The organism is Streptomyces sp. NPDC030245 (assembly GCF_055572995.1).
In genome coordinates, this window is the sequence record NZ_JBVICF010000003.1 from 400,379 (window position 1) to 414,548 (window position 14,170).

A 14,170-nucleotide genomic window follows, 5' to 3' on the forward strand; every position below is an offset into this window, starting at 1 on the left:
GGGGTGTATTTCGCGCGGGCTGCTGTCAGCCTTGTGTTGGGACGGCCTTCGGGGTGTGGCCCGCCGTGCCCGGTTTCACGTGGTGCGTCGTGCCGGACGGCACCGGGAGCTGCCGCGTGGGTGTGGTGCGGTCGAGGTCTCCGTCCTGCATGGGTGCCACCGGGGCTGTCGGCAGGGTGAGGGTGACCCTGTCCTGGAGCAGGGACGGTGTGGTCCAGCCGGAGGTTCTGCCCGCGTAGGGCGTGCCGAACTCGGCTGTGCCGACCAGCTGTTGCTGCACCGTGCCTGTCGGCATGGTGGCGCGGGTGGCGACGCCCGCGGGGGCCTGGACCGTCACGGTGTCGCCGATCCGGTACGCGGTCACGCGGCCCGCCCGGACCGCCGTGTCCCAGGCGGCGCGGGAGCGCAGCTCGTCGCCGATGGCGGACATCCGCAGGTTGACCACGGGGGTGTTCTCCGCGTACAGCGCGTCGTACGTGTCGAGGACACGGTTCAGGACGGGGTACGCGATGCGGTCCTCGGCGAGGTTCGACTGGTGGATGAAGTGCGGGCGCGGGTCGTTCGCCAGGGTGTGACCGAGGGCGATCGTCGACTCCACCGGCACGATGTGGTCCTCGTAGCCGGTCGTGAGGTCGAGGGGCTCGTCCAGGCAGGTGGCGACGGGGGAGTTCGCGCAGGCGCCGCTGCCGCCATCGGCCTTGCCGGTGTAGATCCAGTTGTACTCGTCGACCTGCTCGGCGGTGCGGCCCGCGTTGTAGAAAACGTTCATGGGGAAGCGCGGCACGGTCAGGGCGGGGCCGACCTGGCGCTGGTCCCTGTCCCGGGAGTTGTCGGCGCCGAGCCGGTCGATGCCGTTGTCCCGCAGCGCCGGGCCCAGGTTCGGGTTGTCGTCGGGCTGCTGGGGCAGCACCTTGAGGCCCGAGTGCTCGCCGGTGACCAACTCGGTGTCGTCCAAGGGGAGTCCGGCTCGTCTGCCCCAGGCGCGGTTGTCGGAGATCTGCTGGGCGATGTCGGCGCGCGAGACGTAGCGGGTGCTGCCGTCCGTGTTCTTCGCGCACGTCCACGGCACGGTGGCGACGTCCTGGACGCAGCCGAGGAACGGGTGGTTGTACGTGTGGTTGATCCAGCGGTGGTCGGTCCGGTCGGCGATCAGCCGGTCGGTGAGCGGGTCCTTGCCGCCGTTCTGCTCGCGGTGGAGCTCGCTGCCGCCGCCGTTGAAGGCCATGTCGAGCGGGAAGCCGCGCTCCTTGGACCACTGGGCTGCGTGCGCCGCGTCGTCCGCCGTCATGCGGATCGGGTCGGGCGTGCCCTGGCCCTGCGGGCAGTCCACGTCGCCCGGCGTGCAGTTCAGGTCGCTGTCCCAACGGTCGTCGGCGCCGAAGACGTCGTCGACGTGGACGGCGAAGTAGTTGCGGGACGAGCCGAGGTGGACGCCCTGGGTCAGCCAGTCGACGATGCCGCGGGCGAGCAGCCGGAACTGCTGCTGGTGCTCGTTGTAGACGAAGGTGACCACCAGTTCGCGGCGGCCGTCGTGGCGGTACTCGCCGACGAGCGAGCCGCGCCCGGAGCCGCCGGGCACCGGCGCGTCCACGTAACTGGTGAAGTCCGCGCCGGGTGCCGGGTCGGCCAGGAAGCCGTAACTCTCGTCGAGAGTCGGTGAGTTGTTCTCGAAGGGGATCTGGCCTGCGAGGTAGCCGAACGGGCCTCCCCTGCCCGCCTCGGTCACCTGCGCCTTCACGCCGTCGAGCGGCCCGCTGAACGCGGGGGCCTTCAGGCCCGCTTCGGGCCGGGCGTAGGTGTACGCGTCCACCTGCGGGATGGCGTACGTCCGCTCGTACGAGGCCAGGGCCGCCATCTCCGCCGAACCCGCCCCGAACGGATTGTCGTTGGGCAGGACGACGGCTTGGAATCTGGCCCGCGCCCGGCCGTTCACCGTGTCCGCGAGAAAGGCCCCGTCGATCGTCGGGCGCTCGTCGCGGCGCAGGTCGACCGTGGTGTACGGCGTGCCCTGGCCGTCCAGTTCGGCGGCGATCGCGGTGGTGGCGGGGCCACCGTCGGTCACCACGAGGACGCGTAGGTCCACGCGGGGCGCCCCTGCCGCCGCGGCCGGTGAGGCGCCGGGCAGCGCGAGCGCGAGAAGCAGAGCGCCGGCGCCGAGAGCCGTCGCTCGTGCGGTGTGGTTCATGCGGTGTGTGGTCCCCTCCACGGTCGGGCCGCGGGGGTGTGTCCACCCCAAGGCCCGCCCCCCCAACGGCAGGTCCACACGTCGCCGTGTGTGTCCGTGCCGCTCTGACGCGTCACATAGTGCGGCTCACCTGTGAGGTCTGTGCCGGTTCTGTGAAAGCTGGCGTGAAAGAGACGGCGTTCCGTTACCGGGGTGTGGGGGGAGGGAGTGGGTGGGTCGCGTCCGCCGGAAGTGGTCGTTTCGGGAAGCTGTGGCCGCTCAGAAGGGGTGCGGGCGTCCGGAGGGCCGTTGGGTGCTGGTTGCATGTGGTGGCTGTGGGCGCGCTCCCGTGGAACATGAATTCCGAACGGCCCGAACCTCCTGAATCAGCCATAGGGGCGCGTAGGGGACGCTCAGCTGCGGTCCGCCCGTACCGCCGCCACCGCCTTGCGCGCCGCGACGAGGACCGGGTCCCACACCGGGGAGAACGGCGGCGCGTACCCCAGGTCGAGCGCCGTCATCTGCTCCACCGTCAGCTGCGCCGTCAGCGCGACGGCCGCCACGTCGACACGCTTGCCCGCGCCCTCCCGGCCGACGATCTGCACACCGAGGAGCCGCCCGGTGCGCCGCTCGGCGAGCATCTTCACCGTCATCGGCGCCGCGCCCGGGTAGTAACCGGCCCTGCTCGTCGACTCGATCGTCACCGTCACGAACCCGAACCCGGCGGCCCGCGCGTCCCTCTCGCGCAGGCCGGTACGGGCGATCTCCAGGTCGCAGACCTTGCTGACGGCCGTGCCGACGACACCGGGGAACGTCGCGTAACCACCACCCACGTTGGAGCCGATGACCTGCCCGTGCTTGTTGGCGTGCGTGCCGAGCGGGATGTGCCGCTCGCGCCCCGACACCAGGTCGAGGACCTCCACGCAGTCCCCGCCCGCCCAGATGACCCCGCCGGCCTCGGTTCCGCGCACCCGCATCGCCAGGTCGGTAAGGAGCCCGCCGTGCTCGCCCAGCGGCAGCCCGGCCTCGCGGGCGAGCGTCGTCTCCGGACGGACACCGAGACCGAGCACCACCACGTCCGCCGGATACTCGGCGTCCTCCGTCGCCACCGCCCTGACCCGCCCGTCCTCACCCGTCAGGACCTTGGTGACCTCGGCGTCGTTCACCATGACGATGCCCATGCCGGTCATCGCGTCGTGCACGAGGCGGCCCATGTCCGGGTCGAGCGTCGACATGGGCTCCTTGCCGCGGTTGACGACCGTCACCTCGTACCCGCGGTCGACCAGCGCCTCGGCCATCTCCACGCCGATGTAGCCCGCGCCGATGACGACGGCGCGGCGGCCCGGCGTCCCGGTCAGCGTGTCGAGCAGGGCCTGGCCGTCGTCGAGGGTCTGCACGCCGTGCACCCCCGGCGCGTCGATGCCGGGCAGCGGCGGGCGGACGGGCCGGGCGCCGGTGGCGATGACGAGCTTGTCGTACGGCGTCCAGTACTCCTCGCCCGCCGCCAGGTCCCGGGCGAGGACGCGGCGGCCCGGGACGTCGAGCCGCACCACCTCCGTGCGCATCCGCAGATCGATGGCGCGCTCCCGGTGCTGCTCGGGCGTCCGCGCGATCAGCTCGTCCCGCTCCCCGACGGCACCGCCCACCCAGTAGGGGATGCCGCAGGCGGAGTACGACGTGAAGTGCCCGCGCTCGAACGCGACGATCTCCAGCTCGTCGGGGCCCTTGAGCCTGCGCGCCTGCGACGCCGCCGACATGCCGGCCGCGTCGCCCCCGATGACCACAAGTCGCTCTCGTGTGCTGCTCATACGGACACGCTACGACGCGCGGGCCCTGCGCAGCCTTCTAGTCAGCGTCCCCCTCACGCACCGGGACGCCGGGGCCCGCGGGAGCCGCGGCCGGGCGGCGGGAGCGCAGCGGACGCAGGACCCGCAGCCACAGGGCGAGCAGCAGCGCGGCCACCGCCGCGAACGGCAGCACCGCGGCGAGGACGATCGCGACCCAGCGCAGCGCCGTCACGAACGCGTCCCAGCCGCCCGAGAGCGCGTCCACGAACGAGGTGTCGTCGTCCTTGGCCTCGGCCTTCGCGCGGCTCTCGGTGAGCGAGAGGGTGATCGTGGCCATGCTCGTACGGTCCTTCAGCGAGGCCTGCTGGGCGAGCAGCGCCTCCAGGTCGGACTGACGCGTGCTCAACTCCCCTTCCAGGGTGACCACGTCGCTCAGCTTCGTGGCCCTGTCCATCAGCTCCCGCACCCGTGCCACGCTGGCGCGCTGCGACTTGATGCGGCTCTCCACGTCGACGACCTCGTCGGTGACGTCCCGCGCCTTCGCCTCCCGGCCGACGAGCCTGCCGGTGCCTTCGAGGGCGGCGAGGACGTCCCCGTACTCGTCCTGCGGCACGCGCAGGACGACACGGGAGCGCTCGCGCCCCTCGCCGTCGCGGGTCGTGTTCTCGTCCCCCACGATGCCGCCGGCGTCCTCGGCGATCCGCCGGGCCTCGTCGAGCGCTTCGGGCACGTCGGTGACGCGCACGGTGAGCTTCGCGGTGCGGATGACGTGGGTGCCGGTCACCTTCGGCGGCTTGCGCCTGCCGGCGTCCCCGGCGCCGGATTCGGCATTCCCGGACTGATCGGCCTGCCCGCCGCCGACGCCCTTCTCCTCCCCTTCGGGCGCGAGACCCGCGGCCTTTCCGTCGCCGCCGCTGTCACTGTCGCCGCCACTGCCCGAGGTGCACCCCGTGAGCGCGAGCGCCATCGCGAGCAGGAGGCCCGCGAGGGCCCGGACGGTGCGGTGAGCGGACTTCCTCGACGCGTGCATCGGCGTACTCCCCGGGGACGGTGACCTGATGCTCCTTCGACGCCGGGGAAGGGCAAAACGATGGTTGCCGACCGGTTCCGATGCGGTCACGGTCGGGACTCGCCGGTCTGAGAGAGTGGAGGCATGCGCGAAACGGACACACGTGCGGGGAACGGCCATGCCGTCGTCATCGGGGGCGGTATCGCGGGGCTGGCCGCCGCGCACCGCTTGCTCACCACCGACCCGGACCGGCGGGTGACCGTCCTGGAGGCGTCCGGCAGGGTCGGCGGCAAGCTGCACGCCGCCGAGATCGCCGGGGTCCGCGTCGACCTCGGCGCCGAGTCGATGCTCGCCCGCCGCCCCGAGGCCGTCGCCCTCGCCCGCGAGGTCGGCCTCGCCGACCGGCTCCAGCCGCCCGCCACCGCGACGGCCGCCATCTGGACCCGCGGCGCCCTGCGCCCCATGCCCAAGGGCCACGTCATGGGCGTGCCCGGCGACGCGTCCGCCCTGGCGGGCGTCCTCTCCGAAGAGGGCCTGCGCCGCATCGGGCAGGACCGCGAGCTGCCGCCGACCGAGGTCGGCGACGACGTCGCGGTCGGTGAGTACGTCGCCGCGCGCCTGGGCCGCGAGGTCGTCGACCGCCTCGTGGAACCGCTGCTCGGCGGGGTGTACGCGGGGGACGCGTACCGCATCTCGATGCGCTCGGCCGTCCCGCAGCTCTTCGAGGCGGCCCGCACCCACGCCTCCCTCACCGAGGGCGTCCGCGCCATTCAGGCGCGCGCCGCCGCGAAGGGCCCGCAGACCGGGCCCGTCTTCATGGGCATCGACGGCGGCGTCGGCGCTCTGCCGCTCGCCGTCGCCGACTCGGTACGCGCGCGTGGCGGCCGGATCCTCACGGACACGCCGGTCACGGAGGTCCGGCGGACAGCCGACGGCTGGCGCGTGACCACCGCGAGCGGGCACTACGAAGCCGACGCCGTCGTCCTCGCGCTCCCCGCGCCCGCCGCCGCGAAGCTCCTGGACACCGAGTCGCCCGCGGCCGCCGCCGAGCTGCGCACCGTCGAGTACGCCTCCATGGCCCTGACGACCCTCGTGTACCGCCGGAGCGAGACCGACCTCCCCGAAGGCAGCGGTTTCCTCGTGCCGCCCGTCGACGGGCACACCATCAAGGCGTCCACCTTCGCCAGCCGCAAATGGGGCTGGATCGACCGCCAGGACCCGGACCTGCTGGTGCTCCGCACCTCCGTCGGGCGGTACGGCGAGACGGAGATCCTGCGGCGGGACGACGCCGACCTCGTCGAGGTCTCCCGGCACGACCTGCGCGAGGCCACCGGCCTGACCGCCACCCCCGTCGCGACCCGCGTCACCCGCTGGGACGACGGCCTCCCGCAGTACCCGGTGGGCCACCACGCGCGCGTGGCCCGCATCCGCTCCCACGTCGCGGCGCTGCCGGGCCTCGCGGTCTGCGGGGCGGCCTACGACGGCGTGGGCATCCCGGCCTGCGTCGCGAGCGCCAACGCCGCCGTCGACCAGCTGGCCGGCGACCTCGCGGGTGTGCAGGAGCTCACCCGCGCCCCGGTGCAGAGCCTGCACGGCGGCGGAGGAGAATAGCCGCATGAGTGACGCTCCCGCCGAAGTCATCGGCAAGACCCCGAACGCCGGCAAGAAGGCGAAGGACCTCAACGAGGTCATCCGCTACACGCTGTGGTCCGTCTTCAAGCTGCGCGACGTGCTCCCCGAGAACCGCGCGGGCTACGCCGAAGAGGTCCAGGACCTGTTCGACCAGCTCGCCGCCAAGGACATCACCGTCCGCGGCACCTACGACGTCTCGGGCCTGCGCGCCGACGCCGACGTCATGATCTGGTGGCACGCCGAGACCGCCGACGAGCTTCAGGAGGCGTACAACCTCTTCCGCCGCACCCAGCTGGGCCGCTCCCTGGAGCCGGTCTGGTCGAACATGGCGCTGCACCGCCCCGCCGAGTTCAACAAGTCGCACATCCCGGCGTTCCTCGCCGACGAGACGCCCCGCAACTACGTCTCGGTCTACCCCTTCGTGCGCTCCTACGACTGGTACCTGCTGCCCGACGAGGACCGCCGCCGCATGCTCGCCGACCACGGCAAGATGGCCCGCGGCTACCCCGACGTGCGCGCCAACACGGTCGCCTCGTTCTCCCTCGGGGACTACGAATGGCTGCTCGCCTTCGAGGCCGACGAGCTGTACCGCATCGTCGACCTCATGCGTCACCTGCGCGCCTCCGAGGCCCGCATGCACGTCCGCGAAGAGGTGCCGTTCTTCACCGGCCGCCGCAAGTCCGTGGCGGACCTCGTGGCGGGCCTCGCCTAACGCCCGCGGGGCGGCTCCGCGGACCGTGCCGCGGATGACGGCTCGGGCTCCTCGCGCGGCGCGCACGACGCGTGCCGCCCGGGGAGCCTGCCCTTCAGGAGATACGCCTCGAAGTGTCCGTTGACGCACTTGTTGGGGCCGGCGCCGATGCCGTGGGTCCCCGCGTTCTCCTCGGTCACCAGGGCGGAGCCGGCGAGCCGGCGGTTCAGTTCCACAGCGCCCTCGTACGGCGTCGCCGCGTCCCGCTCGGCGGCCAGGATCAGCGTCGGGGGCAGCGCGCCCGGCGCCGTGCGCACGTCGACGGGCCGCTGCCGCGGCGCCGTCCAGTAGGCGCACGGCAGGTTCATCCAGGCGTTGTCCCAGGTCTCGAAGGGGGCCACGCGCGCGAGCCGTGAGTTGTCGCGGTCCCAGGTCGCGAAGTCGGTGGGCCAGGGGGCGTCGTTGCACTCGACGGCGGTGTAGACGGCGTGGCCGTTCTCGTTCTCGGTGGCCGCCTTCGGTTCCGGAGCGGCCTGCTCGATCAGCGGCTTCGGGTCGCCCTTCAGGTACGCGGAGAGCGCCGACGCACGCGTCGGCCAGTAGTCGTCGTAGTAGCCGACCTGGAGGAACGCGCCGTGCAGCTGCCCGGGGCCGACCTTGCCGCCCGCGGGCTCGTGGGCCAGCTCGGCGCGCACCCTCTCGTAGCTGCGCCGGACCGCCTCGGGCGTCTTGCCGAGGCGGTACGTCCTGTGGTGCTTGGCCACCCAGGTCCGGAAGTCGGCCCACCGCCGCTCGAACGCCAGCGACTGTGCGAGGTTGTTGCCGTACCAGACCCGCGCCGGATCGGGGTTGACCGCCGAGTCGAAGACCATGCGGCGCACGTGCGAGGGGAACAGCGTCGCGTAGACGGCGCCGAAGTAGGTGCCGTACGAGGCGCCCATGAACGTCAGCTTCCGCTCGCCGAGCGCCGCGCGCAGCACATCCAGGTCACGCGCGTTGTTCAGCGTCGTGTAGTGGCGCAGCCCGGGGTTGCGCTCCGCGCACCCGCGCGCGTACGCCTTGGCCCGCGCGACGCGCTCCCGCTTGTACGAGGCGTCGGGGTGCGTCGGCGCCTGCGAGGGCCCCTTGCCGAACCGCTTCGGGTCCTGGCAGGACAGTGGCGCCGAGCGGCCGACCCCGCGCGGGGCGTAGCCGACCAGGTCGTACGCCGCCGCGATGCGCTTCCACTCGGGCGCGGCGCCCACGAGGGGGAAGTGCATGCCGGACCCGCCGGGGCCGCCCGGGTTGTAGACCAGCGCGCCCTGCCTGCCGACCGCCTTCCTCGCCGCCTTCCCGGTGGCCTCGGCGCGGCTGACGGTCAGCTTGATCTGCTTGCCGTCGGGGCGGGCGTAGTCGAGCGGGACGGAGACCGTGCCGCACCGGACGGACGGGGGGAGGCCCTCGGCCTTGGCGCAGGCGCCCCAGCGGATGCCGGCGGCCGCGGCGCGCTGCGCCGCGACGGCGGTGCCGGACATCTCGAGGGAGGGCGGGCTGCCGCTCGCGCTGCCCGCGGGGGTGGCGACGAGGGCGGTCAGGACCAGGGATCCGGCGGTTCCGTAGCGGGCGGCTGCTGCTCTCATCGCGCTCTGTACCTCTTTTGTCCGGCCGTGCGTTCCGGGTACTGCTCGAACAAAAGTGATGATTCGTCCGGTGATTTGCGAAGTAAAGCACCGGCCTGCCGGTGTCGGTTCAATGACTCCGTTGCGTCGTCCCGCGGTGCGGCCGCTCGGAGAAGGCGGCCCGCAGCCCCGGATCGCCCGCCGCGCGCACCCCGCGCACGGCGACGGCGACGAGCTCCTCGTCGCGCGCGGGCAGCGCGCCGAGGAGCCGCTGGCCCGCGGGGGACGCCCAGCGCGTGTACGGGTGGATCTCCACGCGGGCGATGAGCAGACAGGCCATGCACAGCAGCAGCGGCAGCGCGAACCAGACCGCGACCGGCACCCCCTGCCCGGCGGCCCCCCGCTCCTGCGCGGGCATCAGCACCGCGACGGTGCCGAGGCCGAGGACCACCGCGGTCGCGGCCCGCACCTGGCGCACCGCGGCCGCGACCCCCGAACCCACGCCGTCCGGGACGGCGAGACCCGCAGCGACGAGCCGGTCCGCGAGGGCCCGCACGGGGTCGGCGGCGGCCGCTCCCCGGCGTACCGGCGCTATCCGCGACTGCCCCGCGGGGCCGATCGCGCCGAGCACCGAACGCTCCATGTCGTCACGGCCGACCGGGTCGACGACCGTCGCCCAGCCGGTGTGCGCGATCAGCAGCCGCCGCGCCCTGGCCATCGCGACCAGCGTCACGTCGGCGACGCGCGAGGGCCCGCCGGACAGGAACGCCGTCTCGTAGAGGGTGAGTTCGTGCCCGCGCGCCACGGCCTTCTCCTGCGCGGCGGCGCGGCTCGCGGCGAGACAGAGCCGACCGCAGGAGAGACCGGCCGCGGCCCAGGCGAGGAGGAGCAGGGGTACCCAGAACATGGCGGTTTTCTATGCGAAGGCGCCGCATGGCGCTACGCCCTATTCACTATGTGGACACTCGGTGACGGGTGGATAACGTTCCGTTTACCTGGCGCCGTCCGGCTCTATCCGCCGGGGCGTGGCCGGGAGGCCGCCGGCGGCAGCGGGTACGTGGGCGACGGCGTGACCGGCCCGGCCGGGTCCGCCGGGACGGCCGTCGCCGCGTCGCGGGCGAGGCCGTCGAAGTCGACGAGGCCGGTGGCCTCCAGGACCTTGATGTGGTCGAGGACGGTCGTGTTCGCGTCGTCGGCCAGGGTGCGCACCAGGGAGTTGCGGGTGTTCGCGCGCACCTCGGCCACCACGGAGAAGACCTTGCCGTGGGCCCGGCGCAGGATGTTCGCGAACTTCTCGTCGTACGTCCCGCCGTGCGCGCCGCTCAGCTCCCCGAGCCAGTCGCGCTGCTGCCGGTTCGGCCGGCTGGGCAGTTCGAGGCCGAGCCGGGCCGCGACCTCGCGGACCCGCGCGTCCAGGAAGGTGTGCCCCTCGACGAGGTGCTCGCCCGCGGTCCGCACGGCCGCGGTGGTGCCGCGCTGTTCGGCCTGCTGTCCCGCGGGCAGCTCCCACAGGCCCGCGAGGCGCACCTTGGTGACGAAGTCCCGATCCAGCGCGGAGAGCGGCCCGAAGTCGGTGGAGACGGAGTCCGCGTGGAGTCTGTCGAGGGCGGTGCCCGAGCGGTCCTCGTAGGACCAGAGGGGGAAGATCAGCGCGGCCAGGGTCGCGACGAGGCCCGCGACGATGAGGCCGGTGCCGTTGACGGTTCGCAGTCGCATGGCGCCTCCTGTTGCGGCACCGCACGTTAGTGCGCCACGGGCGGGGCACGGTCCGATACGGCCGGGAGTACGTCACCTGCCGTACCGGAGCCATGGGCCGGCCGTCGCGGCGTGCGCCCTCAGAAGGAGGAGTGCGGTCTGCTCAACACGGCCCGCCATCCCTCAACACGGCCCGCCGCCCCTCAACACGACCCGCCGCCCCCGCCCCCGCCGCAGGAGGAGCCGCCGCCCCCACCGCCGCAGGACGAACCACCGCCGCCGCAGGACGACCCGCCTCCGCCTCCGCCGCCGGAGCAGGACGAGCCCCCGCCGCCGGAACACGAGGACCCGCCCCCGCCCCCGCCGCCCGAGCAGCAGAAGCCGCCCCCTCCGCCGCTGCTGCCCGACCCGCACCACACGGGCGTGCCACTGCTCCCCGCGTTCCACGCGTTCGAGTTCGTGTACGGGGTGGGGTAGGGACCTGCGGGAGACATCGCCGGAACCCGGACGCGGGCGGCGGCGATCAGCTGGGCCCGCAGCTCCGGGTGGGCCGCCGCGAGGCCGCGCGTCGCCACCAGGTGCGCCGCGCCCGTCAGGTGGCCCGACGAGGCGACGTATTCCCGCAGCGCGTACCGCCCGGCGACGGTGAGCTGCTTCGACGTGACCGACAGGCAGATGATGCCGCTGCCGATACCGAGGACGGCGGCGGGCAGCAGCGCCATGACGTCGACGAGCGGCGAGTCGTCGTAGCCCGGCTCCAGGTAGTCGCCGGCGTGCCGCAGCACGGTCAGGAAGGCGCACACGATGAACCCGAAGAGGGTCAGGAAGGTCTGCGCCCCGGCCCAGATCCGCCACTTGCGCTGCCGCCCCGGCCGCACGAGGAGGCCGCGCCGGGCGAGCGCTTCGCCGGTCTCCTGCACCGGCGCGCTCCGCATCACCGCCACCCGCAGCCAGTGCAGCGCACCGCTGGGTGCCGCGGTGTGGGCGTCGATGACGGCCTGTTCGCCCGCGTTCCCGGCCGTCGGGCGGGTGATGCCGACGACGCCGGGTCCCGCGACGACGAGGCGGCCGTCCTCGTGCAGGCCCGCGATCAGCGAGTCGGCGGCGCGGGCGGGTCCGCCGGAGAGGAACGCGGCCTCCAGGGTGCCCCGGACGAACACGCCGTGCTCGGCGTCGAGCGGCTGCCGCGCCGCGTGCGGGGACCTGGTGCGGCGGGCCGCCGCCACGCCCCGGATCAGCTCGGCGGCGGCGAGCACGACGACGACCGTGTACACCGTGACGATGATGCTCATGCCGTCACCGCCTCAGCAGGACGCGGCGGGTGGCGTCCAGCAGTCTGGCGGCGGACCGCCGCGACCGTGGCGCGGGACCCGACCGCTCCAGCCACCAGTCGCTCAGCCGCCGCCGGACGGCCGCGTCCGCGTCGTCGGGGCGCCCGGTCAGCAGCAGGTGCTCGGCGAAGTTCAGCGCGTCGTGCCGGTAGCCGCCGGTCATGGGCCGGAGCCTGGCGTACGCGAGGAACTCCGCGCGGTACGCCGCGCCGAGGATCTCCGGCAGCTCCGGCGCGACCTTCGCGACGACGTCGGCCCGCTTGGCGGCCAGCGCGTGGCTCTGCACCTTCAGGCGCGCCCGGTCGAAGCCCTCGGGCGCCGGGGTGCCCGCGACGAGCGCGGAGAGCAGGGCGGCCTGGGCGACGGCGGTGCGCTGCCGGGCGGCCGCGGAGGCGGGCGGCACCGCGCGGCGGCCGTCCGTGTCGTCGGCGGGCAGCTCGCCGGACGCCTTCACGGTCGCCCGGATGGCGTCCAACTCCCGCTCCAGCTCGACCGGTTCGGGGAAGTTCTCGTCCCGCTCCAGGAGGACACCGGGCGGACAGACGCGGGAGGCGAGGTCGGCGAGGATCGCGAGCACCGGCTCGGGCACCGGGTGCGCGTGGCTGTCGTGCCAGACGCCGTCCCGCTCGAAACCGCCCGCCACATGGACGTACGCGATGGCCTCGACGGGCAGTTCGTCGAGGGCCTTGGCCGGGTCCTCGCCGCGGTTGACGTGGTTCGTGTGCAGGTTGGCGACGTCGATGAGGAGCCGTACGCCCGTGCGCTCCACCAGCTCGTACAGGAACTGGCCCTCCGTCATCTCCTCGCCGGGCCAGGAGACGAGCGCCGCGATGTTCTCCACGGCGAGCGGCACGGGCAGCGCGTCCTGCGCCACGCGGACGTTCTCACAGAGCACGTCGAGCGCGTCGCGGGTGCGCGGCACCGGCAGCAGGTGCCCGGCCTCCAGCGGTTGCGTGGCGGTGAGGGCGCCACCCGCCCGCACGTACGCGATGTGCTCGGTGACCAGCGGCGAGCCGAGCGCGACGGCCCGCTCGGCGAGCGCGGTGAGCCGCGCCTCGTCGGGGCGGTCCGCGCCGCCGAGGCCGAGCGAGACGCCGTGCGGCACGACCGTCACGCCGCGCTCGCGCAGCCGCACCAGGGAGTCCGGCAGATGCCCCGGGCAGACGTTCTCGGCGACGGCCTCGACCCAGTCGATGCCGGGCATCGCCTCCACGGCGTCCGCGATCTCGGGCCGCCAGCCGATCCCCGTCCCCAGCCACCCCCGCCCGGCGGGCAGCCGCCGCTCGTCCACACGCTCCATGTCTCTTCCCCCTTCGTCCCCCTGCGTCCCCAGGTCATGACCCTGCCGGGAGCGGGCGAACCCTCGGGTGAAGACGTTCAGAGCTACATTTGAGGTTCCGGCCGCTCGGTGTTGACCTGGCCGGGCGGCGCGGGCGAGGGGCGGGACGTGGTGGAGACGTCGCCGCTCGGCCTGGCGGGCGTGGGCTCGGGGGGCGCGGCCCCGGAGGGCGGGGGAGGCCCGGTGGGGCTGGCGGTCGCGGTCGACGCGGCGCCGTTCGCGATCCCGTCGAAGTCGACGAGCCCGGTGGCCTCCAGCATCGTGATGTGGTCGAGGACGGTCTGGTTGGCGTCCGTGGCGAGCTGCCGGATCAGGGAGTTGCGGGTGCCGTCGCGGACCTGCGCGATGACGGCGAAGACCTTCCCGTGCGCGACGCGCAGCAGGTTCGCGAACTTCCGCTGATACGTCTCGCCGCTCGCCGCGGACAGCTCCTCGAGCCACCCCTGCTGCTGCTCGGTCGGCTGGTTGGGCAGCTCCACGCCGAGCTGCGCGGCGACGGTTCTGACCCGCTGGTCGAGGTCGGTGTGCCCGACGATGAGGTGGTCGCCCGCCTCCTTGATCGCCTCGGTCGGCGCGCGCTCGACGGCCTGCTGCCCCGCGGGTATCTCCCACAGCCCGGCGAGCCGCACCTTGACGAGCAGATCCCGGTCGGCCGCGGAGAGCGGCCCCCACTGGGTCGCCACGGACCCGGCGGCCAGATTGGCGGGCCCGGTACCGGAGCGGTCGGCGTACGACCACACGGGGAACGCGATCGCGCCCAGTGTGGCGACGAGTGCCGCGATGATCAGAGCCGTGCCGTTGACGCGCCGCAAGGTGCCTCCCGAGGTGCTCCCGTGTCGCCGGTGGTACCGGGGAGTACGGAAGATACGGGCGGGGTGTTCAACGGCGCGAGATGTCGGACGGTGCCGAGTCGCCCTCGGGTGC

The 14,170-nt window shown here is 73.7% G+C and carries 11 protein-coding genes; 2 read left to right on the forward strand and 9 right to left on the reverse strand.

Annotated elements, in window-relative coordinates; translation table 11 throughout:
- Positions 1–25: 25 nt before the first annotated feature.
- The 3 genes from ACZ4Z4_RS10295 to ACZ4Z4_RS10305 all read right to left on the reverse strand — a co-directional run bounded on the left by ACZ4Z4_RS10295 (position 26) and on the right by ACZ4Z4_RS10305 (position 4,981).
- Entirely contained in the window at positions 26–2,185 is a 2,160-nt protein-coding gene (locus tag ACZ4Z4_RS10295) for a hypothetical protein (protein WP_468324914.1), read from the reverse strand.
- A gap of 392 nt (positions 2,186–2,577) precedes the next feature.
- Entirely contained in the window at positions 2,578–3,972 is a 1,395-nt protein-coding gene (locus ACZ4Z4_RS10300) for an FAD-dependent oxidoreductase (protein ID WP_468324916.1), read from the reverse strand.
- Between the two features lie 37 nt (positions 3,973–4,009).
- Positions 4,010–4,981, reverse strand: a complete 972-nt coding sequence (locus ACZ4Z4_RS10305; RefSeq protein WP_468324918.1) for a DUF4349 domain-containing protein — start codon at positions 4,979–4,981, stop codon at positions 4,010–4,012.
- Between the two features lie 123 nt (positions 4,982–5,104).
- Between ACZ4Z4_RS10305 and hemG the strand changes: the two genes are divergently transcribed.
- Together hemG and hemQ are read left to right on the forward strand one after the other, a co-directional pair.
- A complete protein-coding gene (gene hemG / locus ACZ4Z4_RS10310) occupies positions 5,105–6,571 on the forward strand; it encodes a protoporphyrinogen oxidase (protein ID WP_468324920.1) in 1,467 nt (488 codons plus the stop codon).
- A 4-nt stretch (positions 6,572–6,575) separates the two neighbouring features.
- Positions 6,576–7,304, forward strand: coding sequence for a hydrogen peroxide-dependent heme synthase (gene hemQ / locus ACZ4Z4_RS10315; RefSeq protein ID WP_468324923.1), 729 nt, complete (start codon positions 6,576–6,578; stop codon positions 7,302–7,304).
- Here the strand turns inward: hemQ and ACZ4Z4_RS10320 are convergent.
- From ACZ4Z4_RS10320 to ACZ4Z4_RS10345, 6 genes are all read right to left on the reverse strand, one after another.
- A complete protein-coding gene (locus tag ACZ4Z4_RS10320; protein ID WP_468324924.1) occupies positions 7,301–8,902 on the reverse strand; it encodes an alpha/beta hydrolase in 1,602 nt (533 codons plus the stop codon). The two genes, hemQ and ACZ4Z4_RS10320, sit on opposite strands and share 4 nt — an antisense overlap.
- A gap of 109 nt (positions 8,903–9,011) precedes the next feature.
- Positions 9,012–9,788 (reverse strand): TIGR04222 domain-containing membrane protein, encoded by a 777-nt coding sequence (locus tag ACZ4Z4_RS10325; RefSeq protein ID WP_468324926.1) that lies wholly within the window; start codon positions 9,786–9,788, stop codon positions 9,012–9,014.
- A 104-nt stretch (positions 9,789–9,892) separates the two neighbouring features.
- Complete coding sequence (locus tag ACZ4Z4_RS10330) at positions 9,893–10,597, reverse strand: DUF4142 domain-containing protein (RefSeq protein WP_468324927.1); 705 nt, start codon at positions 10,595–10,597, stop codon at positions 9,893–9,895.
- Between the two features lie 182 nt (positions 10,598–10,779).
- Entirely contained in the window at positions 10,780–11,868 is a 1,089-nt protein-coding gene (locus ACZ4Z4_RS10335) for a TIGR04222 domain-containing membrane protein (protein WP_468324929.1), read from the reverse strand.
- 4 nt (positions 11,869–11,872) lie between these two features.
- Positions 11,873–13,207 carry an MbnB/TglH/ChrH family RiPP precursor modification enzyme gene (locus ACZ4Z4_RS10340; RefSeq protein WP_468324932.1) on the reverse strand — a complete coding sequence of 445 codons (1,335 nt, stop codon included), beginning with the start codon at positions 13,205–13,207 and terminating at the stop codon, positions 11,873–11,875.
- Positions 13,208–13,290: 83 nt separating this feature from the next.
- Positions 13,291–14,058 (reverse strand): DUF4142 domain-containing protein, encoded by a 768-nt coding sequence (locus tag ACZ4Z4_RS10345; protein WP_468324934.1) that lies wholly within the window; start codon positions 14,056–14,058, stop codon positions 13,291–13,293.
- Between the last annotated feature and the right edge of the window lie 112 nt (positions 14,059–14,170).

What these genes read in the sequence shown, in the direction of transcription:
- ACZ4Z4_RS10295 (WP_468324914.1), bottom strand. Translation starts at nt 2,185, where the DNA reads ATGAACCACACCGCACGAGCGACGGCTCTCGGCGCCGGCGCTCTGCTT.
- ACZ4Z4_RS10300 (WP_468324916.1), bottom strand. Translation starts at nt 3,972, where the DNA reads ATGAGCAGCACACGAGAGCGACTTGTGGTCATCGGGGGCGACGCGGCC.
- ACZ4Z4_RS10305 (WP_468324918.1), bottom strand. Translation starts at nt 4,981, where the DNA reads ATGCACGCGTCGAGGAAGTCCGCTCACCGCACCGTCCGGGCCCTCGCG.
- hemG (WP_468324920.1), top strand. Translation starts at nt 5,105, where the DNA reads ATGCGCGAAACGGACACACGTGCGGGGAACGGCCATGCCGTCGTCATC.
- hemQ (WP_468324923.1), top strand. Translation starts at nt 6,576, where the DNA reads ATGAGTGACGCTCCCGCCGAAGTCATCGGCAAGACCCCGAACGCCGGC.
- ACZ4Z4_RS10320 (WP_468324924.1), bottom strand. Translation starts at nt 8,902, where the DNA reads ATGAGAGCAGCAGCCGCCCGCTACGGAACCGCCGGATCCCTGGTCCTG.
- ACZ4Z4_RS10325 (WP_468324926.1), bottom strand. Translation starts at nt 9,788, where the DNA reads ATGTTCTGGGTACCCCTGCTCCTCCTCGCCTGGGCCGCGGCCGGTCTC.
- ACZ4Z4_RS10330 (WP_468324927.1), bottom strand. Translation starts at nt 10,597, where the DNA reads ATGCGACTGCGAACCGTCAACGGCACCGGCCTCATCGTCGCGGGCCTC.
- ACZ4Z4_RS10335 (WP_468324929.1), bottom strand. Translation starts at nt 11,868, where the DNA reads ATGAGCATCATCGTCACGGTGTACACGGTCGTCGTCGTGCTCGCCGCC.
- ACZ4Z4_RS10340 (WP_468324932.1), bottom strand. Translation starts at nt 13,207, where the DNA reads ATGGAGCGTGTGGACGAGCGGCGGCTGCCCGCCGGGCGGGGGTGGCTG.